Source organism: Streptomyces albireticuli (assembly GCF_002192455.1).
GTDB lineage: Bacteria > Actinomycetota > Actinomycetes > Streptomycetales > Streptomycetaceae > Streptomyces > Streptomyces albireticuli_B.
On the sequence record NZ_CP021744.1, the window covers coordinates 6,738,216 to 6,761,853 of the forward strand.

At 75.1% G+C, this 23,638-nt stretch carries 19 protein-coding genes; 14 read left to right on the forward strand and 5 right to left on the reverse strand.

Going from position 1 to position 23,638, the window contains the following annotated elements; all coding sequences use genetic code 11:
* Positions 1 to 24: 24 nt before the first annotated feature.
* Positions 25 to 1,023: an NAD-dependent epimerase/dehydratase family protein gene (locus SMD11_RS29190; protein WP_087929287.1), complete on the reverse strand. Its 999-nt coding sequence runs from the start codon at positions 1,021 to 1,023 to the stop codon at positions 25 to 27.
* A 789-nt stretch (positions 1,024 to 1,812) separates the two neighbouring features.
* Between SMD11_RS29190 and SMD11_RS29195 the strand changes: the two genes are divergently transcribed.
* From SMD11_RS29195 to SMD11_RS29235, 9 genes are all read left to right on the forward strand, one after another.
* Positions 1,813 to 4,002 carry a hypothetical protein gene (locus tag SMD11_RS29195; protein ID WP_087929288.1) on the forward strand — a complete coding sequence of 730 codons (2,190 nt, stop codon included), beginning with the start codon at positions 1,813 to 1,815 and terminating at the stop codon, positions 4,000 to 4,002.
* 50 nt (positions 4,003 to 4,052) lie between these two features.
* Positions 4,053 to 5,600: a GT4 family glycosyltransferase PelF gene (gene pelF, locus SMD11_RS29200; RefSeq protein WP_087929289.1), complete on the forward strand. Its 1,548-nt coding sequence runs from the start codon at positions 4,053 to 4,055 to the stop codon at positions 5,598 to 5,600.
* Positions 5,597 to 7,057 carry a hypothetical protein gene (locus tag SMD11_RS29205; RefSeq protein WP_159395372.1) on the forward strand — a complete coding sequence of 487 codons (1,461 nt, stop codon included), beginning with the start codon at positions 5,597 to 5,599 and terminating at the stop codon, positions 7,055 to 7,057. The genes pelF and SMD11_RS29205 overlap by 4 nt, the downstream gene beginning before the upstream one ends.
* A gap of 56 nt (positions 7,058 to 7,113) precedes the next feature.
* Complete coding sequence (locus SMD11_RS29210; RefSeq protein ID WP_087929290.1) at positions 7,114 to 8,115, forward strand: SDR family NAD(P)-dependent oxidoreductase; 1,002 nt, start codon at positions 7,114 to 7,116, stop codon at positions 8,113 to 8,115.
* 51 nt (positions 8,116 to 8,166) lie between these two features.
* Positions 8,167 to 8,880, forward strand: a complete 714-nt coding sequence (locus SMD11_RS29215) for a nucleotidyltransferase family protein (RefSeq protein WP_087929291.1) — start codon at positions 8,167 to 8,169, stop codon at positions 8,878 to 8,880.
* Between the two features lie 9 nt (positions 8,881 to 8,889).
* A complete protein-coding gene (locus SMD11_RS29220) occupies positions 8,890 to 9,792 on the forward strand; it encodes an NAD-dependent epimerase/dehydratase family protein (RefSeq protein ID WP_087929292.1) in 903 nt (300 codons plus the stop codon).
* Entirely contained in the window at positions 9,789 to 10,655 is an 867-nt protein-coding gene (locus SMD11_RS29225; RefSeq protein ID WP_418952489.1) for a spherulation-specific family 4 protein, read from the forward strand. Before SMD11_RS29220 ends, SMD11_RS29225 begins: the two co-directional genes overlap by 4 nt.
* A complete protein-coding gene (locus SMD11_RS29230) occupies positions 10,652 to 11,611 on the forward strand; it encodes an endo alpha-1,4 polygalactosaminidase (protein ID WP_087929293.1) in 960 nt (319 codons plus the stop codon). Before SMD11_RS29225 ends, SMD11_RS29230 begins: the two co-directional genes overlap by 4 nt.
* Positions 11,612 to 11,730: 119 nt before the next feature.
* The gene (locus tag SMD11_RS29235; RefSeq protein WP_087929294.1) at positions 11,731 to 12,153 is read left to right on the forward strand and encodes a YchJ family protein; all 423 of its coding nucleotides are present in this window, start codon (positions 11,731 to 11,733) and stop codon (positions 12,151 to 12,153) included.
* A gap of 43 nt (positions 12,154 to 12,196) precedes the next feature.
* Here the strand turns inward: SMD11_RS29235 and SMD11_RS29240 are convergent, their stop codons facing one another.
* Complete coding sequence (locus SMD11_RS29240) at positions 12,197 to 13,240, reverse strand: YncE family protein (protein WP_087929295.1); 1,044 nt, start codon at positions 13,238 to 13,240, stop codon at positions 12,197 to 12,199.
* Positions 13,241 to 13,599: 359 nt separating this feature from the next.
* On the opposite strand from SMD11_RS29240, the gene SMD11_RS29245 reads away from it, so the two are divergent.
* Positions 13,600 to 14,340 (forward strand): polysaccharide deacetylase family protein, encoded by a 741-nt coding sequence (locus SMD11_RS29245; protein WP_159395373.1) that lies wholly within the window; start codon positions 13,600 to 13,602, stop codon positions 14,338 to 14,340.
* Here SMD11_RS29245 and SMD11_RS29250 read toward each other — a convergent pair.
* Positions 14,315 to 14,830 (reverse strand): universal stress protein, encoded by a 516-nt coding sequence (locus tag SMD11_RS29250; protein ID WP_087929297.1) that lies wholly within the window; start codon positions 14,828 to 14,830, stop codon positions 14,315 to 14,317. The two genes, SMD11_RS29245 and SMD11_RS29250, sit on opposite strands and share 26 nt — an antisense overlap.
* Positions 14,831 to 15,037: 207 nt before the next feature.
* On the opposite strand from SMD11_RS29250, the gene SMD11_RS29255 reads away from it, so the two are divergent.
* Entirely contained in the window at positions 15,038 to 16,273 is a 1,236-nt protein-coding gene (locus SMD11_RS29255) for a sensor histidine kinase (protein WP_087929298.1), read from the forward strand.
* A 358-nt stretch (positions 16,274 to 16,631) separates the two neighbouring features.
* A complete protein-coding gene (locus SMD11_RS29260) occupies positions 16,632 to 18,773 on the forward strand; it encodes an FUSC family protein (RefSeq protein ID WP_159395374.1) in 2,142 nt (713 codons plus the stop codon).
* A gap of 231 nt (positions 18,774 to 19,004) precedes the next feature.
* On the opposite strand, the gene SMD11_RS29265 is transcribed toward SMD11_RS29260, so the two are convergent.
* Positions 19,005 to 19,463 (reverse strand): universal stress protein, encoded by a 459-nt coding sequence (locus tag SMD11_RS29265; RefSeq protein ID WP_087929300.1) that lies wholly within the window; start codon positions 19,461 to 19,463, stop codon positions 19,005 to 19,007.
* Between the two features lie 234 nt (positions 19,464 to 19,697).
* Here SMD11_RS29265 and SMD11_RS29270 point away from each other — a divergent pair, with 234 nt between their 5' ends.
* Complete coding sequence (locus SMD11_RS29270; RefSeq protein ID WP_087929301.1) at positions 19,698 to 20,345, forward strand: response regulator transcription factor; 648 nt, start codon at positions 19,698 to 19,700, stop codon at positions 20,343 to 20,345.
* Between the two features lie 31 nt (positions 20,346 to 20,376).
* On the opposite strand, the gene SMD11_RS29275 is transcribed toward SMD11_RS29270, so the two are convergent.
* A complete protein-coding gene (locus SMD11_RS29275) occupies positions 20,377 to 21,936 on the reverse strand; it encodes an FAD/NAD(P)-binding protein (protein ID WP_087929302.1) in 1,560 nt (519 codons plus the stop codon).
* A gap of 186 nt (positions 21,937 to 22,122) precedes the next feature.
* Between SMD11_RS29275 and SMD11_RS29280 the strand changes: the two genes are divergently transcribed.
* Complete coding sequence (locus SMD11_RS29280; protein WP_234366205.1) at positions 22,123 to 23,637, forward strand: MFS transporter; 1,515 nt, start codon at positions 22,123 to 22,125, stop codon at positions 23,635 to 23,637.
* The last annotated feature ends 1 nt before the right edge of the window (position 23,638 follow it).

Genomic DNA, 23,638 nt, shown 5'->3' on the forward strand with positions numbered 1-23,638 from the left:
GGGCTCCGGGGCGGCGGACGCGCGCTACCCCCGTACCGGCACCCCCAGGAGCTCCTCCTCCACCCGCGGGTCCAGGCCCAGCGCCGGGCGGTCCGGGCGCTGCGGGGCCCGGCCGCCGAGGGCCGTCAGCCAGGACCAGGTGTCCGCCACCGTCTCCGCGGCGGGGCGGCACCGCAGGCCGCTCGCCAGGGCCTTGTCCACCGCCCCCTGGTGCAGCGTGTCGTAGAGCTCGCCCCGGGGGACCCAGACCGGGAGGTCCGTCCACGGGCGGACACCCGCCGCGAGGATCGGCTCCGGGTCCGTCCAGCGCAGCTCCGCGTCGGAGCCGGTGGCGCGCACGCAGGCCTCCAGGAGCTCGCCCGTCGTGGTGTGGCCGGGCGGGCTGATCAGGTTGTACGGGCCGGCCAGGCCGCGCGCGACGGCGTCCAGGGTCCACTCGGCGAGGTCGCGGGCGTCGATGTACTGAAGTCCCAGGTCGCGCGGGCCGGGGGCGAGCACCGGGCCACCGCGCGCGATCCGGTTCAGCCACCACGGCAGCCGGCCGATGTTCTCGCGGGGGCCGAGGATCAGCCCCGCCCGGACCAGCAGCGCCCCGTCCTCCCCGAAGGCCGCGGTCGCGGCCAGCTCCCCGCCGCGCTTGTCCCGCGCGTACTCCACCGCCCCCGCGTCGGGCGAGCCGTCCACCACCGGGTGGCTCTCGTCGTGCCCGGCGGGGCTCGGGTAGGCGTAGACCGAGCCGCTCGACACGTACGCGTACCGCCCCGCCCGCCCGGCCAGTGCCCGTGCCGCGTCCCGGACCGCGGTCGGCGCGCCCGACCAGGTGTCGACGACGGCGTCCCACTCGCCCGTCGCCAGGGCCGTGAGCCCGTCCGCCGCCGTGCGGTCGCCGTGCAGCGCCGTGACGCCCGCGGGGGCGGCGTGGTGGCCGCGGTGGAAGACCGTCACCTCCCAGCCGCGTGCCAGCGCCGCCTCGGTGACGGCGTATCCCACGAATTCGGTCCCGCCCAGAATCAATAGCCTCATGCCGCACACCCTGCCCTCCCGTCAGGGGCGGGCGGAAGCGCTGCATGCTCTCAGCAGAATCGCCCGCTCCTCTCCGGGCGCGCCCCGGCGGCGAATTGGAGGGCAACCTTACTTAGAGGGGGGTGAGTTGGTTCCGGTTGCGTGCCGGGCCCCGGAACGTCCGGCGAAGGCGCGCGGACCCCGTCCGACGGGTGGGCGGAAGTATCCGCTGATTGCCGGATGCAACAGGCAAGCCGGACAGCCTTCATCAGGCCGATCTCCGGACGCCCCGTTCTTCGAGTGACCCCTGTGGTTCCGGGAGGAGCGTACGGGTCCGGCAACGGTGTACACCAATGTCGCTACAGGTCACCCCGCGGATGCCCGTCGTGCCCCCGGGGCGCGGGGGTCGCGGGGGGTCCGCCGGCGGCCCGGCAGAATCCGGCCAGACTGCCGAGAACCGCCGCGTGGCTCCTGGCCATCGAGCCAGCAAGACCTTCGGGCATGGCGCACTATATGGCTGGGCGGTCGAGAGGCTGAGGGTGCCTCCCGACGCCGCGGCACACGTGTGCCCGGCGGCTCATGACACCACCGCGCGGTCTCGGCTCCGGCCGTGCGGCTCAGGCGCGGACAGCGGTGTCCGCGCCGTGGGGGAGGAGCGGCGGTCGCCGGGGAGGTGCGACCGCGGGTGGGGGCCGTGCCTTTGGGGACCATTCGATGTGCGGGTCGGTACCGGGTCCCGGTGCTGCGCGTACACGTCATGACCGGACGGCGGCGCACGCGTGCGCGGGGCCGTTCTGGGGGGAGAAAGCTATGGGTCGTACGACCCGTCTTGCCGCGGCGTGGGCCGCCGGCGTCCTGCTCACCGTGGCCGTTCCGGCCGGCGGCGCCCATGCCGCCGACACCACGCCGAGGATCGACCTGCGCCTGCTCGTCGTCGACGACGGCGGCCCGGCCACCGAGGCGATCCGCGCCGAACTCGCGGAGGCCGGCACACCGTTCACCCAGGTGGACCTCACCGAGGCGGGACGCCCGCGGATCGACGAGGCGTTCCTGAGCGACACGGCCGACGGCAGACCGCGCGCCAAATTCCAGGGCGTGGTGTTACCCAACGACAACCCCTTCGGGGCCGGTTCGCCCGAGATGGCGGCCCTCGCCTCCTACGAGAAGCGCTTCGGGATCCGGCAGGTCGACGCCTACACCTACGCCCGCCCGGCCGTCGGGCTCAACACCCCCGCGGACGGCGGCTACAGCGGACCCCTGGACGGCAAGTCCGCGCAGGTGACCTCCGCCGGCGCGGCGGGACCGTTCGGCTATCTGAGGAAAAACGTTCCCTTCGAGGACAACGACACCGCTGTCAACGAGAGTTACGGATATCTGGCCACCCCACTGGAGAAGCAGGCCGACGGCGCCACCTACACCAGCTTCCTCGACGCCCCCGTCCCGGGCGGCAGCGCCCGCGGCTCCCTGATCGGCGAGTACACCCACGACGGGCGCAGCGAGCTCGTCGTCACCTTCGTCGCCAACCAGTACCAGACGCAGTTCCGGCTGGTCTCGCGCGGCATCGTGGAGTGGCTGACCCGGGGCACCCACCTCGGTGCCGCCCGCAACTACTTCGGCGTCCACGTCGACGACGTCTTCGCGGCGGACGACCGCTGGGACACCAAGCTCAAGTGCACCCCCGGCGACGTCGACTGCCCCGGCAACCCCAACCCGGAGAGCCCCGCGATCCGGATGAAGGCCGCCGACGCGCAGTACGCCAAGCAGTGGTCCCAGAGCCACAACCTCACCCTGGACCTCGCCTACAACGGCGTCGGCAGCGAGGAGTACCGGGCGGAGCACGGCGGCGCGGCCGACCCGCTGCTCCAGCAGCTCGTCGCCGACCAGAAGTCCTACCGCTGGATCAACCACACCTTCACGCACGCCTTCCTCGGCTGCGAGCAGAACACCTCCGTCGTGCCCTGGAAGTGCGCCACCGACCTCCTCGGCCGGACCCGCTGGGTCAGCCGTCTGAAGATCGGCGGCGAGATCGACGGCAACGCCGCCTGGGCGGCCAAGCAGGGACTCGTCCACGACAAGGACGAGCTCGTCACCGGCGAGCACTCCGGCCTGCGCACCCTGCCCCAGCAGACCGAGGACAACCCCGAGCTCGCGCCCGTACTCGGCCAGAGCGGCGTCCGCTGGATCGCCAGCGACAACTCCCGCGAGCGGCGGCAGCGCGCCATCGGTTCCGCGCTGACCGTGCCCCGCTACCCCATGAACGTCTACTACAACGTCGGCACCGCGGCCGAGCAGACCGACGAGTACAACTGGCTCTACACCAAGAAGGCCGACGGCGGCAGCGGCACCTGCGAGAAGTTCCCCGAGACGACCACCTGCCTGAAGGCCCCGCTCGACACGAAGACCGGCTTCGCCTCCTACATCGCGCCGCTCGAGTCCCGCATCGCCCTCGGCCACGTCCTCGCCAACGACCCGCGCCCGCACTTCATGCACCAGTCCAACCTCTCCGAGGAGCGCATCGGCTACGCCGTCCTGGAGAAGGTCCTCGCCGACTACAACGGCCTCTTCGCCGACAACACCCCGCTGGTCAACCTCCGCATGCGGGACATCGGCACGGAGATGGGCAAGCGCGCCGCCTGGCAGGCCGCGGTCGCCGCCGGCAAGGTCACCGCCTACCGGATCGGCAACGCCGTCACCATCAGCGCGCCCGACGGGACGCAGGCCGCCGCCACCCTGCCCGAGGGCACCGTGCAGACCGGTCCGAACGGATCGGGCTCCGCCTTCGGCGACGCCTACGCGGGCGCCCGCTCCGGCTGGACCACCGCCGGCACCCAGGCCCCGGCCACCTTCACCCTGCCCGGCGCCGCCGTCTCCGCCGCGCACACCCCCGGCGCCACCGCCGCCCGCGTCCAGGCACCGGCCGCCGCCCTCTCGGTCCCCGAGGGCGTCGCCCACCGCGTCCCCTACGGGCCCGCCGACGCCGCGCACACCGCACGCCGCTGACCGGCAGCACCGCATCGAGCCGCGCACTCTCTGGAGAGAACCGAATTTTCATGCACGGACCGCTTGCCGAGACAGCAATCGACACTCCCTCGGTGACCCTGCTCACCGAGGGGACCTATCCGCACAGCCACGGCGGAGTGAGCGTGTGGTGCGACCAGCTGGTCCAGGGCATGCCCGACGTCGACTTCCGGGTCATCGCGGTGACGGGCACCGGGCGGGAACAGCTCGCCTGGGACCTCCCGCCGCACGTCCGGAGCGTGGCATGCCACCCGCTGTGGGGCCCGCCGCCGGGCGGCCGCGCCCCGCGCGGCAAGCAGCTGCGGGCCCTGCTCACCGCCTACGAGCTCTTCCTGCTGACCCTCCTCGACCCGGCGCACGAGCACCACTTCCCGAGGACCTTCTACCGGCTGGCCGAGTACGCCGCGGCCGGCACCCTCGCGCCGGCCCTGCGCGGCGAGGCCGCGGCCCGCACCCTCGTCCGGGTGTGGAACCGCCCCGGCCTCGCCACCGCCGGCGCGCGCCCCACCCTCCACGACGCCCTGCTCGCCACCGACCTGCTGGAACACGCGCTGCGCCCGCTCGCCGCCGACCCGCCCGCCGAAGGGGTCACCCACGCGGTGAGCGGGGGGCTGGCCGCGCTGCCCGGCCTGATCGCCCACCACCGCCACGGCACCCCCTTCCTCCTCACCGAACACGGCATCTACCTCCGCGAGCGCTACCTCGGCTTCCGCGCCGAGCCCTACCGCTGGCCCGTCAAGGCGCTGATGCTGGGGCTGTTCCGGCTGCTCGCCGTGGAGAGCTACCGGGTCGCCTCGCTCGTCACCCCCGGCAACCGCTACAACCGGCGCTGGGAGGAGCACGGCGGCACCCCGCCCGACCGGATCCGGACCGTCTACAACGGCGTCGACCCGGCCGCCTTCCCGCCCGCCGGACCGGAGCCGGAGACCCCGACGCTCAGCTGGGCCGGGCGCGTCGACCCCATCAAGGGCCTGGAGACGCTGATCCGCGCCTTCGCGCTCGTACGGGCCGAGATCCCCGCCGCGCGGCTGCGGCTCTTCGGCGGCACCCCGCGCGGCGGCGAGGGCTACCGTACGGCCTGCGAGAAGCTCGCCGCCGAGCTGGGGGTGGCCGAGGCCGTCGTCTTCGAGGGCCGCGTCGAGGACATCCGGGACGCCTACGCCGCCGGCAACGTCGTGATGCTCTCCAGCATCAGCGAGGGCTTCCCGTTCACCCTGATCGAGGCCATGTCGTGCGGCCGCGCCACCGTTTCCACCGATGTGGGCGGGGTCCGCGAGGCCGTCGGCGACAGCGGCCTGGTCGTACCGCCCCGGGATCCCCAGAGCATGGCGGAGGCCGCCCTCACCCTGCTGCGGGACGCCGGACTGCGGGCCCGGATGGGGGAGTCGGCCCGGCTCCGGGTGATCGAGCAGTTCACCCTCCGCCAGACGATCAGCGCCTTCCGCGACATCTACCGCGACCTCGACGTCCGCACCCGGCAGCCGTCCGTCGAGCGCCCCTGGCGCCGCCGGCAGCGCGCCCTGGAACAGCAGCAGGAGGCCGTGCCCGTCATGGCCATGGCCGCGGGCGGTGCGGGATGAGCGGCTTACTGCGCCTCGTACCGGACGAACCCGAACCCGCCCACGACCTCGCGGCCACGGCCGGCCCGGCCCGCCCGAGACCCCGGCCGCGCTGGGCGGCCGACCCCGTCGACCAACTGGCCGAGGAACTCGCCGAGGTGTGCGCGGCGGCCGTGCACCCCGACGAGATCGCGGCCGTCCTGGAGGCCGACGGCCTCACCGGTGAGCAGATCACCGAGCGCTACGGCCGCTCCGACGCCTTCGAACTGGCCGCCGAGCTCTACGCCCGGGTGCCCCGCAGCCACCCCGAACCCGCCCCCCGCGCCGACCCCTGGAAGGCGCACCCCGGCCGCTTCGCCCTCCGGGCCCTGGTCTTCACCCTGCCCGGCTTCGGCTACTCGCTGGGCGCACCGCTGATGACCGGGGCCCGCGACGGCTACGGCCTGCCCGCGGGCACCGCCGGCCTGGTCTCCTCCGCCCTGTTCGCCTGGGCCTGGAACCAGGGCCTCGCCCACCGGGCGTACGTCCGCCTCGCGGCGGGCGGCCGCCCGGCGGCCGGCCGCTGCCTGCGCCTGGGCGCGCCCCTCGGCGCGCTCCTCGCCACCGCCGCCGCGCTCCTCGCGCCCGGCCCGGCGAGCCCCGTGGGCACCACCTGCTTCGCGGCCGGCCAGGCGCTCTACCTGGCGGCGGCCACCGTGCTGCTCGTCCTCGGCCGCGAGCGGCTGCTGCTGCTCACCCTGGCGCCCACCGCCGCCGGGGGAATCCTGCTCCTCTTCTTCCAGTCACCGTCCGCCCTCCGCGTCCTGCTGCTGCTCGGCACCCTCGGCGGTGTCCTCGGCGTGGCCGCCCACCAGATCCTGCGCACCCGCGAGGACGGGGCACCGGGCGCCGCCCCGTCGCCCCTCGCCTCGCTCCCGTACGGCCTGTTCGGCCTGGGCTGCGGCGTCCTGACGACCCTCGCCGCACTCGGCGACGTGCTGCGCCGCAGCCCGGGAGCGGCCACCGCCGGCGCCGCCGTCATCGCGCTCACCCTCAGCATGGGAGCGGCGGAATGGCTGCTCTACCGCTGCCGGGGCACCGCCCTGAAGGCGCTCGCCCGCGCCACGACCACCCGCGGCATGCTGCTGGGGGCCGTCCGGGTGCTCGCCCTGTGCGTGGCCGGATATCTCGCCGCGCTCACCGTTCTGGCGTTCGCCACCGCGCTGTTGTGGAAGGATGGCCCACCCTTGACCGCCCCGCGGCTCATCGCCCTGCTGGCGCTCGGGGCGGTCCTGTGGACCGGGCTGCTGCTCCAGGCGTTCGGTGTCGCATGGACCCCGGCCGCCCTGTGTCTGGCCGCCGCGGGCGCCGAGTCGGCCGCGCTCGCCCTGCGGATCTCCACACCGGCCACCGTCCAGCTCCTGGTCTGCACGGGCGCCGCGCTCGCCCTGCTCACCGTCGCCACCGCCCTGCTGGGCCGGCTGACGACCCACCGCTGACGTCCCGTCATCACGGCACCACCCGCTCGCCGTTCCGTCCCCGAGGGAGATCCGCCATGCCCGCAACCGCACCCGTAGCCGTCACCGGCGCCGAAGGATTCATCGGCTCGCACCTGGTCGAGGCGCTCGTCGCCGCCGGCCACCAGGTCCGCGCCATGGTGCAGTACAACTCCTTCTCGTCCTACGGCTGGCTGGAGTCGCTCTCCGACGAGGTGATGTCCCACGTCGACGTCGTCCTCGGCGACGTCCGCGACCCCGGCTCCGTCCAGGGGCTGGTGACCGGCACCGAGGCCGTCTACCACCTCGCCGCGCTCATCGCGATCCCCTACTCCTACCGTGCCCCGCACAGCTATGTGGAGACCAACGTCACGGGCACCCTCAACGTCCTCGAAGCCGTGCGCCACCTCGGCATACCCCGCCTGGTGCACACCTCCACCAGCGAGACCTACGGCACCGCGCAGACCGTCCCGATCTCCGAGGACCACCCCATCAACACCCAGTCGCCGTACGCCGCCTCCAAGGCCGGCGGCGACCGCCTCGCCGACAGCTACCACGCCAGCTTCGGCGTCCCCGTGGTCACCCTGCGCCCCTTCAACACCTTCGGCCCCCGCCAGTCCATGCGCGCGGTCATCCCCACCGTCATCGGACAGGTCGCCGCCGGAGAGCGCGTCATCACCCTCGGGGACCTGCGCCCCACCCGGGACTTCAGCTACGTCGCGGACACCGTGGCGGCCTTCCTCGCCGTCGGCACCGCCCCCGCCGACGCCGTCGTCGGCCGCACCTTCAACTCCGGTACCGGCGAGGAGATCTCCATCGGTGACCTCGTCTCCCTGATCGGCAAGATCATGGACGCCGAGCTCGACGTCCGCTCCGACGAGGAGCGCGTCCGGCCCGCCGCCTCCGAGGTGATGCGGCTGGTCTGCGACGCCTCGCGGCTGCGCGCCGCCACCGGCTGGGCCCCCGCCCACACCCTGGAGACCGGCCTCGCGCGCACCGTCGACTTCTTCCGCGACCCGAACAACCTCGCCCGGTACAAGGCCGGCATCTACAACGTCTGACGCGAGGGCACCGCTCGCCCGTCACGTCACCCACGCAGAGAGGACGGCATCATGCACGTAGTCATACTTGCCGGAGGCAAGGGCGTCCGGCTCCGCCCGTACACGACCGCGCTCCCCAAGCCCCTGGTGCCCATCGGCGAGGAGCACGCGATCCTGGAGATCGTGATGCGCCAGCTGGCCGGGGCGGGCTTCACCAGCTGCACCCTGGCCATCGGCCACCTCGGCCACATCATCCGCGCCTACGTCGGCGACGGCTCCCAGTGGGGCATGAAGGTGGACTACACCACCGAGGAGAGCCCGCTGGGCACCATGGGCCCCCTCCTCACCATGCTCGACAGACTGCCCGAGCACTTCCTGGCGATGAACGGCGACATCCTCACCGACCTGGACTTCGGCGACGTGTACCGCTCGCACGTGACCTCCGGGGCGCCGCTGACCATCGCCACGTACGCCCGGCAGGTCAGCATCGACTTCGGGGTGCTGACCACCGACTCCGGCCGGGTCGTCGGCTTCGCCGAGAAGCCCAGCATCGACTACCGCGTCTCCATGGGCGTCTACGGCGTCTCCCGCTCGGCGCTGTCCCGCTACACCCCGGGCCTGCCGCTGGGCTTCGACGAGCTCGTGCTGGACATGCTGGAGGACCGGACCCCGCCGCACGCCTACGAATTCGACGGCTACTGGCTCGACATCGGCCGTCCCGACGACTACGACCGGGCCAACAAGGAATTCTCCCTGCACCGCGACATGCTGATCAAGGGAGCGTGACCGGCCCGCATGCGCATCCTCGTCCTGGGCGCCACCGGCTTCCTGGGCCGGCACGCCGTCGAGAGCCTGCGCGCCCTCCCGGGCGCGCGGGTGATCGTCGGCGGCCGCACCCCGGCGTCCGGCCCGCCCCTCGACCTCACCGCCGACCCGGCCCAGCTGGCCACCGCGGTCCGCGCGGCCGCCCCGCACGCCGTCGTCAACTGCGCCGGCGCGGTCGGCGGCGGCGCCACGACCCTCATCGGCGTCAACGCCAAGGGCCCCGCGGCCCTCTGCGACGCCCTGTCCGAGGCGGCCCCCGGGGCCCGCCTCGTCCACCTCGGCTCCGCCGCGGAGTACGGCGCGGCCGACGGCGAACGGCCCGCCGCCGAGACCGGCCCCGCACGGCCGCTCGGCCTCTACGGTGTCTCCAAACTGGCCGGCACCATGGCGGTGACCGGATCCGGCCTCGACGCCGTCGTCCTGCGGGTCTTCAACCCCGTCGGCCCCGGCGCGCCGCGCGGATCCCTGCCCGGCCGGCTCGCCGCCGAGCTGCGCGCCGCCGGCCCCGGCGGCCGGGTGCGGGTCGGTGACCTCTCCGCGCACCGCGACTTCGTCGACGCCCGCGACGTGGGCGAGGCCGTCGCCCGCGCCGTCACCGCGCCCGGCCCGCTGCCCCCCGTCCTCAACGTCGGCAGCGGCACCGCCCGGCCCGTCCGGGAGCTCGCCCGGGGGCTCGTCGCCGCGGCCGGCTTCGACGGCCGGCTGGAGGAGGACGGCGACGGCTCACCGCGCTCCGCCGCCGTGCCCTGGCAGCGGGCGGACCTCGCCCTCACGGCCCGCACCCTGGGCTGGACCCCGGCCCGGCCGCTCGCCGAGTCCCTCGCCGACCTCTGGGCCGAGACCCTGGCCGGGTCCGACGGGCGCGCGCGGTGATCCGCCCGGCCCCGGCCGCCGGAGCCCGGCGGCGCGGCGGTCTGCTCGTGCCCCTCTACGTCCACCCGGCGACCGACCCCGGCGCGTGGGCCGCGCTGCCGGCCGTCGCGCCCCGGCTCCGCGGTGTGGTGCTCAACGCCGCCGACGGGCCGGGCCGGCTCCCCGACCCGGCGTTCGCCGCGGCCGCGGCCGGGCTGCGGGGCGCGGGCGTGCCCGTACTCGGCTACGTCGACACCGCCTACGGACACCGCCCGGCCCGCGAGGTCGCCGGCGACGTCCGCCGGCACCGCAAGTGGTACGGCGTCGACGGCGTCTTCCTCGACCAGGCGGCGGCCGGCCCCGGGTCGCTGCCGTACTACCGCCGCCTGGTCCGGCTGGCCCGGGCGCTGGGCGCGGGCACCGCCGTCCTCAACCCCGGCACCCACCCCGACCCGGGCTACGCCCACCTGGCCGACGTCCTCGTCACCTTCGAGGGCGACTGGGAGACGTACCGGAGCGCCGGCGTCCCCGCCTGGACCGCCGACCATCCGCCGGAGCGCTTCTGCCACCTCGTCCACGGGGTGCCGGAGGAGCACACCGCTCTGGTCGCCCGCACCGCCGAGCGGCGGGGCGCGGCGGTGCACTGCGCGGTGCCGGGGACGGGCGCCAACCCGTGGCGGAGCGTGCCGGGGGCCGCGCGGACGGATCCGGGAGCGGCACGGGAGACCGCTCCGGGGCCGGCACCCGGAACACCGGGAGCACCGACAGCACCGGAAACAGCGACAACACCGGGAACACCGGGAACACCGGAAACACCGGAAACACCGGGAACAGCGACGGACAGAGCACCGGCGGCCACGCCGGAAAGGGAAGGTGCGCGGTGAGCGCGACACGTCGACGAGGGCGGGGAGCCTGGGCGGTGGCCGCGCTGCTGCTCCTCGCGGGCTGCTCCGCCACGGACTCCGGGGAGCCCGAGCAGCCGGAGCCGGACCGTACGCCCTCGGCCGGGGGCTCGGCACCGCCTTCGGCGGGGGGACGCACGCCGGCCCCGGGCCGTACGCCCTCCGGCTCGCCCCCGGCCGCCCCGTCGGGCCCGGCCGCTCCTTCCTCCTCCGGCTCCACGGAGCCGGACCGGGCCGGCCGCTGGCAGCCCCGTCCCGGCACCCGCTGGCAGTGGCAGCTCGACGGGAAGGTCGACACCGGCGTGGACGTCCCCGTCTACGACATCGACGGGTTCGAGAACTCCGCCGAGACCGTCGCCCGGCTGCACGCCGACGGCCGGAAGGTGATCTGTTACATCAACGCCGGTGCCTGGGAGGACTTCCGGCCCGACCACGACGCGTTCCCGAAGGGGCTGCTGGGGGCGAACAACAAGGGCTGGGACGGCGAGAAGTGGCTGGACATCCGCCGTCTGGACGAGCTCCGGCCGATCATGGCGGCCCGGTTCGACATGTGCCGGAAGAAGGGCTTCGACGCCGTCGAGCCGGACCTCACCGAGGGCTACCGCAACCGCACGGGCTTCCCGCTGACGGGCGCCCACCAGCTCGCGTTCAACCGGATGCTCGCGCGGCTCGCCCATGAGCGCGGCCTGGCCATCGGCCTGAAGAACGACCTCGACCAGATCCCGGAGCTGGTCCGGGACTTCGACTTCGCCGTGAACGAGCAGTGCGCGCAGTACGACGAATGCGGGCGGCTCGCCCCCTTCACAGAGAACCGGAAGGCGGTTTTCCATGTCGAGTACGAGCTGAAGCCGGGCGAATTCTGCGGCACGGCCGGGAAACTCGGCCTCAGCTCGATGCGCAAGAAGCTGGAGCTGGACTCCTGGCGGCAGCCCTGCTGAACGGGCCGGACGGAGCCGTTCCCGTCCGGGGCCCCGCCGCCCCCTGCCGTCTTCCGCCGTCTTCCGCCCCGCCGCGCCCCCGGGCGGAGGCGGCGGGGCGGAGCGGGCACAATCGGAGGGTGTCCAGAAAGAACAGCCCACGCCCGCGACCGGCCGCCGTCACGGAAACCTCGCCCTGCCCCTGCGGCCTCGAAGCCACCTACGGTGACTGCTGCGGCGGCCTCCACCGGGGGGTGCGGACGGCCTCCACGGCGGAGCGGCTGATGCGCTCGCGCTTCAGCGCGTTCGCCGTCCACGACGCCGCCTATCTGCTCCGCAGCTGGCACCCCTCGACCCGCCCGGAAGAGATCGACTTCGACCCGCGGCTGCGCTGGACCCGGCTGGAGATCCTCGGGACGACGGACGGCACGCCGTTCCACACGGAGGGCACCGTCGAGTTCCGCGCCCACTACACGGTGCGGGGCGAGGAGGGCTCCCAGCACGAGAACAGCCGCTTCGCGCGGGTGGACGGCGCCTGGGTCTACGTCGACGCCATGGAGTGAGGCTCCCGGGGGCCCGCCGCCGGGCCCCCGGGTGGTGGGCCCGTCAGCGGGCCGCCGGGATGTACGCCATGCCGTGCGCGCCCGCCTCGCCGGCCCGCTCGACCTCCAGCGTGGTGACCACACGCATCTCCCGCAGGTCGACGACGGTCACGGTGCTCGACACGACGTTCGCGACATAGCCCGTCGCGCCGTCCGGCGAGGACGCGATCGTCAGCGGGAACCGGCCGACCGGCACCTGGCCGACGACCTCGAAGGTCTCCGGCGCGAAGACCGTGAGCACCCCGTCGGTCTGCGCGCCCAAGGCGCTCCCGCCCGGCGCCACCCGCAGCTCGCCCGCCAGCACCAGGCCGGTCGCCGTGGTGTGCACGGGGAAGACGATGCCCTCGGTGGGCAGCGTCCGCACCACCTCACCGGTGGCCGCCTCGATCACCCGGACGCCCGGTCGCGCGACGGGCGCCGAGCCGAAGTCGCCCTTGGGCGCGGCCACATGCACATACCGGCCGTCCGGCGAGACCGCGAGCCCCTCGCTCCCCGGCACGGGGATCCGCCCGGCGAACTCGTCACGCTCCAGGTCGAGCACGGACACGAACGGCGCCTCCTTGTTGGTGGACCAGCCGCGCCGCCCGTCGGGCGAGACCGCGAACCAGTGCGGCCCGTCGGCCATCACCGGGATCCGGTCGATCCGCTCCAGGGTCCCCGCGTCGAGCACCACCACACCGCCCGGCTCGGTGTCCGTCGCCTCCACGCTCACGTACAGCCGGTTCCGCGCGCCGTCCAGGGCGAGCCCGTGCGGGGCGTGGTCCGGCGCCAGGTCGACGACCGCGACGGTCTCCAGGGTGTCCACGTCGATGACGGTGAGGTCGCGGGCCCGCCCCTGGTGGGCGTGGTAGTAGCCGGAGACGTAGGTGCCGGCGCAGTACAGCCGCCGCCGGGCGGGGTCGAAGCACAACTCGTGGGGCTGGGCGGGGACATCGAGCACGGCGAGCCGCTCATGGGTGGCGGCGTCGAAGAAGGTGACGGTCGGGCCGCTCTGGCTCACGACGGCCAGCAGGTCCAGGTGGCTGAAGTTCCTCAGGTCGCTGTTCATGGCCCGGATCCTCGGCGCCCGCCGTCCCCGGTTCCAATGCGCCGCGGTCAAGGCATTCTTGCCCCAGGCGCAATGCCGCTGGTGGCGACGGCCGATGACGGTCCGGCGGCACCCCGCGGACGTGGCCCATCTCACGCCGCGCCGGCCGCCCGGGCGCGGCCCGCTCCACGTGGTGTCACCGGCCGCCGCCGTACGGGCGTACGGCCGGCCTCGGCAGGCCGGGAGAGAGGGGCCGGGCGCGTTCCCTCCCGCACCGCGCCCCGGCGGGAGCCGCTCGCCCGACTCGCCCGTACGGCTGGCGGCACCGCGCGGACCCCAGGATGATCGGAGCCCGACGGCGACCACAGGAGGAGTTCCGTATGCCCGGTTCCCGCAAGCGCGCCCGGTCCCCGCTCGCCTCGGCGCTGGCCGCCCTGGTCCTGGCCCTCGTCCCGGCGGCGGGCCCCGCGACGGCGGCGACGGCGAAGCCGAAGGCCCCCGCGGGCTACGACCACCACCGGTGCGGCAACACCTCCGGCCGGGTGCTGCTGACCCTGGACGACTGGTCCTACGGCGACAACGACCGCGCCGTCACCGTGGGCAGATCCCTCCAGCGCCAGGGCATCCGCGCCGCGTTCTTCCTCGTCAACTCCTACGCCTCCCGCTACCCGAAGGTCGCCGCGGCCCTGCACGCCCAGGGCCACTGGGTCGGCAACCACACCTATTCCCACCCCCACCTGCGGCAGCTCTCCGAGCGGGAGGCCCGTGCCGAGATCCGGCGCGGCGTGGACAGCACCCTGCTGCGCCCGCCCTACGGCGACTTCGGCGACCGGGAGACCCGTCTCGCCCAGGAGCTCGGCTACCGCATCTGCACATGGACGGTCGACACCCGGGACTGGGAGGGGCCCGACGGGACCTTCCCCGGTACGGCGGCGCTCCGCGCGACCGTGCGCGACGCCCCGGCCGCGGACAAGCGGAGCGGTGTCGTCCTGGGCCATCTCTTCAGCCACTTCCCCGAGGCCCTGCCCGGCATCGTCGCCGACCTCAAGGCCCAGGGTTACCGCCTGTGCCGCAACACGGGTCCCACGACGCACGTCATCCCTTACCCGCTGAACTGCTGAGACAGAGCTCCGGACGGGCCCGGCGCCGGTCGTGCCCGGCCGCTGCGGGCGGGACGACCAGCACGGGGCAGGGCGCGTGCCGCAGGCAGTAGCGGCTCACCGACCCCATCACGAAGCGGTGCACCGCGCCGTGCGAGCCGCCGCCCACCACGAGCAGGTCGCCCTCCCGGCACGCGGCCGCCACCAGCAGCGGGCCCACCTGCCCGCGGGCCACCACCGGCTCGCAGCGCAGATCGCCGGGGAGGCCGCCCAGGGCACGCTCGCAGGCGTCCGTCAGGGTGGCCCGCGCCCGGTCGTCCAGCTCCCGGGCCATTTCAGGATCCGGCGGCCACATCAGGTCGGTGTAGTCGCCCTCGGGGGAGGAGTGGACGAGGACCGGGCGCAGCCGGGCGAGGTGCCGGCGGGCCTCCCCGGCGGCCCTGCGCAGGGCCTCCAGGCTGCCGTCCGATCCGTCGACCCCGACCACGACACGTCGTACTGCGTTCCCCATTTCCCTTTCCCCTTTCCGCTCCGCTTTCCGTTCCCGCGTTTTACCGTCGGCGGCCCTCCCGCCGGGTGCCGGACGGCCGATTTCCACGCTAGGCGGCGGCCCTTTCCCGGGGCGTCCCCCGACCGGTCCACCGGGCGGGGGAAAAGCCCTCCACCGATCGGCCCGCGGCGGGGCGCCGGGAGCCCCCCGCGGTTAACGTCGGAACCGATGACCACCCGGTGGCGTGAGCAGCAGCTCGGCGAGATGATCGCGCAGTCCTCGCGCTATGTCGCCTGGAGCCGGCTGCCGTTCTTCGTCCCTTTGTTCATGGCGGGACAGAACCCCTCGGCCGACTATTTCCACCGCGAGTGGTTCGACGCGCTGCTCGGCGTCTATCTGGTCTGGTCGCTGGCCCGACTGGTGTGGGTGTACCGGCGGCCGGTCACCTCGGTGGGCAGCGCGGTGGCGGCCCTCGTCGTCGACCTCCTGATCATCACCGGCCTCGCGGTCACGGCGGGCGGCCAGGACTCGCCGGTCCGCTACGCCTACTTCATCTGGCCCCTCGCCAGCGTCCTGTGGCAGATGCCCAGGATGACCGCCGCGCTCGGCGTCGTCTGCATGGCGGCGTACGCCGCCATGTCGCTGCCGCACCTCCTGGCCGACAACGAGGAGGAGAGCTGGCCGGTCGTCGTGGACGAGGTGTACGTGCTGTGGATCATGGGCGTGTGCACCCTGATCGCGATGCTGCTGGGCCGCCGCACGCGGACCGTCTCGGACCTGCTCGACACCCGTGAGCTGCTGCTCGACGACGCGCTCGCCGCCGAGACCCGTGAGCGCGCGGACCTCGCGGACGCGCTGCACGACGGCGCCGTCCAGACGCTGCTCGCGGCCCTCCACGACCTGGAGGAGGTCGAGGAGGTGGAGGCGGGTTCCGGGCCGGAGGGCGGGTCGGCCGCGCTGCGCCGCGCGCAGACCGAGGTGCGCAGGACCGTCACCGAGATGCGGGAGATCATCTTCGATCTGCATCCGCAGATCCTGGCCGCGGCGGGCCTGGCCGCCGCGCTGGAGGCGGCGGGGGAGCGGTTCGCCCGGCGCGGCGGCTTCACCGTCCACTACGACCTGCGGCTGCCCGGCCGCGTCGGCCACGAGGCCCTGCTCTACTCGGCGGCCCGGGAGCTGCTGAGCAACGTCGTCAAGCACGCCCACGCGTCCCAGGTGTGGATCCGGCTCGCCGTCGACGCGGACGAGACCGTCCTGACCGTCCGGGACGACGGCACCGGGTTCGACCCGGGTGTCGTCCAGCGCCGCCTCAAGGAGGGGCACATCGGCCTGGCCAGCCACTATGTGCGGGTGGAGAGCGCGGGCGGCCGGTTCTCCGTCGACAGCGGGCCCGACGGCACGACGGCCGAGGTCCGGCTGCCGTCGGAGGCCGCTCCGGGGGCGCGGCCGACGTCGGCGCCGTGACGGGCCGGGCACGGGCGCGCCGCCCGGGCCGCCTTCCCGGGTTCGTACCGCCCGGGTTCGTACCGCCCGGGCCGTGCGCCGGCAACTGCCGGGACACCGGCGCGGGGCCGAACGACGACGGAGGGCGACGGGGCCGCAGGGGGTGCCCCGGAATGCTGCCGGATATTTGCGGGCGGGGATTCGGAGCACCTGGCACGGGAGCGGCTCCCGCCCGTAAATATCCGATTCCGGGGCACCTCCGGAGGCCCCGGCGCCCGGCCGCCCCCGGGTTGCGGCCCGCCGCCGTTCACCTAACGTGAGGAATCACCATGATCCGCCCAGCTCCTCCGTACCCGCGCCCCGCTCGCCGCCCATGGCCGTGACCGCGCGTCTCCGCCGGTTCCTCGGGCGCGCGGACACGCGCCGCGCCGCGCGCCGCGCCCTGTGGGTGCTCGTCGCGGGCTGCCCCGGCTTCTACGTCTTCCGCTACGTCACCGGCGACGACGTCATGGCCCTCTACTCCCTCTTCGGCGCCCTGCCCCTGGCCATGTTCTGCGAGGTGCCGGGCGACGCCCGGGAGCGGACCCGCACCCTGCTGGGCGCGCTGCCGGTCGGCTGGGTGCTCGTCACCGCCGGCACCCTCCTCGCCGTCCGCTCCTGGGCCGCCGCCTGCGGCATGTTCGTCGTCGGCTTCGCCATCTCCTACTGCGGGGTAGGCGGCCCCAGGGTGGCCGGCCTGGCCACCGCCTTCCAGCTCTTCTACGTGCTCCCCTGCTTCCCGCCCTACGCCCCGGACACCCTGGACTCCCGGCTCGCCGGGCTCACCCTCGGCATCGTGCTCGCCGCCCTGGCCGAGCGCCTGCTGTTCCCGGACCCCGACCCGGTCCCGTACCGGATCCGCCTCGCGGACGCGGCGGCGGCCGTCGCGGACCGCGGCCGGGCCGCCGCCGACCGCCTCGCGGCCGGCGCGGACGGCCCCGACACCACCCGCGAGCCCGCCGAACGAGCCGTGGAAGCCGCCCGGCTGTCCCGGGTGCCCACGGCGGAGCGCCCCGCCTCCCCCTCGGCCCACGACCACGCCCTCAACCACGTCCGCGCGCTCCTGCGGCAGGCCTCCGACCAGCTCGACCGGCTGTTCACCGACGCCGCCGCGCCCCACCCGGCCGCCCCCGCCACCGTGTCCCTGCTGCGGCACACCGAGGACGGCCTGCGGGCCGCCGCAGGCGCCCTGCGCGCCGGCATCCTCCCGGAGCGGCCCGGGACCCTGCCCGCGGCCCTCGCCGCGTTCGACGCCGCCCGCGCCGGCACCGTGCCCGGTGCCCCGGCCGCCCGGCTGCGGCAGGACGCGGTCGCCCGCGCGGCGGCCGTCGCCGCCCTGCTGGCGGGGAAGGCCACCCGGATCGTCCTCGGCGAGCGCCCGGCCGACGACCGCGCCGGCTTCTTCGGCTACGCCACGACGCCCGCGCCCGTCCTGTGGTGGTGCCGGCTGCGCCTGCACCTCACCCCGCACTCGGTGCACCTCCAGAACGCCCTGCGGATCGCCGTCGCCCTGGCCGCCGCCCGGCTGCTCGTCGGCGGCCTCGACCTCTCGCACGGCTTCTGGGTGCTGCTGGCGACCCTCAGCATGATGCGGACCTCGGCCGCGGACACCCGCGCCACCCTGGGCCCCGCCTTCGTCGGCACGCTCGCCGGCGCGGTGGCCGCCGCCGTCCTGCTCGGCCTGGTCGGGGACGTGCCCGCCGTCTACGCGGCGCTCATGCCCGTCGTCATCCTCGTCGGCTTCACGGTGGCCCCGCCGCTCGGGCCCGCCGCGACGCAGGCCGTCTTCAGCCTCACCTTCGTCCTCGCGTTCACGCAGTTCGTCACCCCCGAGTGGTCGCTCTCCGGGGTGCGGCTCGTCGACGTGCTCATCGGCGGGGCCGTCGGCGCCCTGGCCAGCCTGCTCGCCTGGCCCCACGGCGGGCACGGCGAGCTGCGCCGCGACGTGACGGCCTTCCTCACCGAGGGGGCCGCCGCCTGCCGCACGGTCATCGCGCTGCTCGGCGACGGCCGGACCTCCCGTGCCCCGCTGCGGGCCGCCCGCCAGGCGATGCTGCTCGCGGAGGCCTCGTACCTCCAGCACCGGATGGAACGCGCCGGACGGCGCCACGCGGCGGAGCCGCCGTGGGGGGCCGCCCTCGCCACGGGCTACGACCTGGTGCACGGCGGGGAACTGCTGCTGACGGGGCGGCACGGGAGGGGGACCGGGCCGCTGCCGGAGGCGGCGGCGGGGGAGCTGGCCGCGCTGGCCGGGCGGGTGGCGGACGGGACCCGGCGCGCCGCGGCGGCCCTGCGGGCCGGGGACGGGCCGGGAGGCGCGGCGCCCCCGGGCGCCGAGGCGCCGTGTCCGGCGGCGGAGTCGTCGCCGCTGCGGCACGTGGCGGGGCTGCCGGCCGGGGTCACGGGGGCGGACGCGCTGCTGGTCGCGGACGCGGAGGCGTGGCTGACGGGGGTCGCGCGGGACCTGGCGCGCTTGCGCTGAGGTTCCCTGCCCGCCCCCGCCGCGTCTGATACGTGTGGTGGGGGACCTCCCCTGGCGCCTTGGCCCCGAGCGCCGCCGGGCCGGTCCCGCGAGAGCCTGCCCGCCCGTCGTGTCCGACGAGAGTGACGGGGACCTTCCCTCCGGCACCCTGGCCCCGGCCCACGCGCGGCCCAGCCTTTCGCCGCAAGCCCAGGGGACCCCGTTCCGGCCCGTCCGGTGCCCCGGCGGGGCCTACTTCTCCTCGTCCGGGTGGACGACCAGCACCGGGCACCGCGCGTGCCGCAGGCAGTGCCGGCTCACCGAGCCGAAGAGCAGGCGGTGCACCGAGCCGTGCCGTCCCGCGCCCATCACCAGCATGTCCGTGTCCCGGCGCGCGCACGCGACCAGCGCCGGGCCGGGCTGCGCCCGGACCACCCTCGGGCGGACCACCAGGCGGCGGGCGTCCGCGCCGAGGGCCTGGTCGCACGCGGTCATCAGGCGGTCGCGGGCGGTCCGCTCCCATTGCGCGCGGACGTCCGCGGGCGCCGGGTACATGGCGTCGGCGGCCTCGCCGCCCGGCGGCACCCAGGCGATCACCGGGCACAGGGCCGCGTCGTGCCGCTCGGCTTCCTGGGCGGCCTGCCGCAGGGCGGAGACGCTCTCCTTCGAGCCGTCCACACCGACCACCACGCGCTGTACGACCTCCGACATGACCTCCGCCTTTCTCCGGGCGCGCTCTTCAGAGAGCTGCGTTTCGTCCGCTTTTGCTACCTTTCGCCTTCGAGGTTAGGTGCCGGTGCGTGCCTCGGGGATCCCGCCTTCGGCCGACCCGACGGGCGACCCCGCCTCCGCCGATCGGGGGAGGCCGCCGGAGGCCGCCGGGCGGTCGGCGTGCCCCGCCCGGCCTATCGTGGATGCCAGGACCAGTACGGGAGGACGATTCCTGTGACGGATTCCGGAGCGCGGGTGACGGTCGTGGTGGCGGACGACCACCCGGTCTACCGCGAGGGCATCGCCCGCGGGCTCCAGCTCAGCGGGCGGATCGAGGTGCTCGCCGAGGTCGGGGACGGCGCCGAGGCCCTGGAGCTGATCCGTGAGCTCACGCCCCAGGTCGCCCTGATCGACTACCGCATCCCGACGATGGACGGCATCGCCGTCGTCCACGCCCTCGCCCGGGACCACCTGCCGACCCGCGCCCTGCTGCTGTCGGCCACCACCGACGCCGCCGTGGTCTACCGCGCGGTGCAGGAGGGCGCCGCCGGATACCTGGCCAAGGACGCCAAGCGGTCCGAGATCGTCGACGCGGTGCTGAAGGTCGCGAACGGCAAACAGGTGGTCTCCGAGGAACTGGCCGGCGGGCTCGTCGACGAGATCCGGATGCGCGCCGACCGGGACCCGGCCGTCCTCTCCGAACGCGAGCGGCAGGTCCTGCGCGGCTTCGCCGAGGGCAAGAGCATCCCCCAGCTGGCCTCCGAGCTGTATCTGGGCGCCAGCACCGTGAAGACCCACACCCAGCGGCTGTACGAGAAGCTCGGCGTCTCCGACCGCGCCGCCGCCGTCGCGGAGGCGATGCGGCGCGGGCTGCTGGAGTGACGCCCCCGGCGCCCGCCCGCCCGTACCGGGGCTACACCGGGACCTCCGCCCCGGCCAGCTCCCGCGCCACCTGACCGGCCTGCCGCACCACATTGCCCAGCAGGTTCGAGAACGGCACGCGGACGTGCGTGCCGACGCCCACCACCCAGATCCGCTCCGGCGGCGCCCCCGGCCCGCGCCGCACCCGCAGATCCGCCTCCAGGTGGTCGACGGCCGCGCGCGCGCCGGGCGGCGCGTCCAGGTACAGGCCCGTGCCGTCGTGGTTCCAGCACAGCGCCGGCGGCAGGAAGCCCGTCGCGTTCACGGCGTAGTCGAAGCGCTCCGGCGCGGCACCCGGGCGCTCCACCCGCCAGGCGCCGTCCTCGAAGGCCACCAAGCCGGGGTACGAGCCGGCCAGCCGCAGCGCGCCCGACTCGGCGTGCGCCAGCAGCCGCCGGGCGTTGCGGGAGGTCATCGCCGTGACGTAGCGGCCGGTCAGCCGGGCGAAACGGGACAGCAGCGCCTCCGTGCGGCCGGGCGGGAGCGACGGCCCGAGGGCGATGAGGGCCTCCATCAGCGCCACCATGATCCCCGGCCACCACAGGGCGTCCCGCTCCACCAGCGCGGTCTCCTCCCGCAGCCGCTGGAGCGGGTCGGCCGCCCGGGACGTCTGACGGCGCAGCGGCACCCGGCTCAGCAGCCGCACCGACTCCACCGCGCAGCGCAGCACCCGCTCCTCCAGGAGCGGGTCGGCCGGGTCGAGCCGGGCGAGCCGCTCCAGCGGCGGGAACGCCCGTACCGGCGCGGCCAGCGACACCCGGACCGCGGGCAGCAGGCCCGACGGCGAGGTGAGCGTCACCCGGTGGCCGTCGCGGCACAGCAGCAGCGCCGCGTCGATCGCCGACTGGTGGCTGCCGAGCACCAGCACCGTCGACCCGGCGGGCAGCCGCTGCCGGATCCGGGCGGCGGGGTACGGGCTGTCCAGGTACCGGGGATGGTCCTGGAAGGCGGCGAAGCCGTCCGGGACCCGCGGCCGGTGGACGCCGGTGGCGACGACGACCTCGTCGGCCCGCAGCTCTTGGCCGTCGCCGAGCCGCACCCGGTGGCCGGCGGCCCCGGTGGTCACGGACCCGGCCGTCCCCCGGACGTGCCGCACCTCGACGCCCAGCTCCCGGGCCCGCGCGCGGGCCCGGTCGAAGCGGTCGTGGCAGTACGCGGCCATCCGCGCCCGGGGCACACAGTCCAGCGGGCCCGCCTCCAGGCCCTGTTCGCGCAGGTGGTCGATGAAGTCACCCGGCCGGTCCGCCAGCAGGGAGTTGATCTCGGCGGCGGTGTTGCACAGCAGCAGCGGGTCGCGGTCCCCGAACGCCAGGCCCCAGCCCGGCGGGTTGGGGTCCACCAGGCGGACCGACCGGATCCGGCCACCGGAGGGAGGCCGTCCGCCCCCTGCCCGGTCCCGTGCGCCCAGTAACTCCCGCACCAGCTGCACCACGAAGCTCGTCCCGGCGACACCGCCGCCGATGACCACCACGTCCCGCCCGGGGCCCGGCCGCTCCCGGAGCTCGCCGGCACACCCCCCGCCGTCGGATTCGGCCGTACGTCCCACAGGCACCCCCTATTTCCTCTTTCCCCGGGGCAACCTGCCCAGTCGGCCGTACACCGGAACCCCCGCCGTCCACAGCGGCGCAAAAGTCCCGCTCGCCGCCGTACGGGCCACGGGATGCGGGCCGCCGGGGCCCGGGTTAGGTTCCCCCACGTGGACCCTGTCTCCTCCGCGGGCCCTCCCGGCCCGAAACCCGTGGGTTCCGCTCGCTGGGGGATGCTCGCCGTCCTCTGCGCCAGCCTCCTGCTGGTCGCCATGGACGCCACGATCCTCAACGTCGCCCTGCCGTCGCTGATCACGGAGATGCGGCCGGACGCCCTCGAACAGCTGTGGATCATCGACATCTACGGTCTGGTGCTGGGCGGCCTGCTCGTCACCGCCGGTGCGGTGGGCGACCGGCTGGGCCGGAAGCTCCTCTTCGTCACCGGCTTCGCGCTGTTCGGCGCCGCCTCCGTGCTCGCCGCCACCGCGGGGTTCGCCGACAGCGTCCTCCAGCTGATCGCCGGCCGGGTCCTGCTCGCCATCGGCGGCGCGATGGTGATGCCCTCCACGCTGTCCCTGATCCGCACGATCTTCACGGACCCGCACGAGCGCACCCTGGCGATCGGCATCTGGGCCGCCGTCGCCGGGGCCGGCGCGGCGATCGGCCCGCTGGTGGGCGGCGTCCTGGTGGACGCGTTCTCCTGGTCGGCGGCCTTCTGGGTGAACGTGCCGGTGGTGGCCGTCACCCTCGTCGCGGCCGTCCTGCTGCTGCCCGAGTACCGCAGCCCGTCGCACCACGACCTCGACCTGCCGTCCGCCGTGCTGTCCGTGGCCGGGGTCATCGCCACCGCCTGGGGCATCAAGCACCTGGCCGGCGGATTCCGCCCGGCCGACCTGGCCGTCCTGCTGGTCGGACTGGCCGCGCTCACCTGGTTCGTCCGCCGCCAGCTGGTCGCCGCGGATCCCCTGCTGGACGTCCGGCTGTTCGCCAACCGCCCCTTCCTGGCCGCCGCGCTGGCCACCCTGATCGCCATGATGGCCATCGGCGCCGCCCTCTTCCTGCTCTCGCTCTGGCTCCAGTACGTCCAGGGCCACGACGCGCTCCAGGCCGGGCTGCGGACGCTGCCGGTGGCCCTCGCCGCGCTCGCCGCCGCCCTGCTGACCCCGTGGCTCCTGCGGCACACCGGCGTCCGGCCGGTGCTGACGGCGGGTCTGGCCGCCCTGCTCTGCGGCTTCGTCCTGCTGGCCGCCGCGCCCCAGCCGCTGGGCTACGGCACCGTGGTGATCGCGCTCGTCACCTTCGGCCTCGGCGACGGCCTGGCCATCACCGCCTCCGCCGCCGTGATGGTGGCCGCGGTCCGGCCCGAGCGGGCCGGGCAGGCGGGCGCGGTGTCGGAGAGCGCGTACGAACTGGGCATCGGCTTCGGCGTGGCGCTGCTCGGCAGCGTCCACAACACCCTCTACCGCTCCGGGATGACCGGCCTGCCGGAGGCCGTGCGCGGCGGAGAGCTGGAGAGCGCCCGTGAGTCGGTGGGCGGCGCCGAGCAGGTGGCCCGGACGCTCGGCCACGACACCGAGGAGGGAAGGGCGCTCCTGCTGACGGCGCGGTCGGCGTTCGATGACGCCCTGACCGCCACCTCGTGGGTGTCCGTCGGCATCGTGGCGGTGGCCGTCGTCCTGGCGGCCGCCCTGGTGCCGCGCGGCTTCCGGGCCGACTCCGCCCACTGAG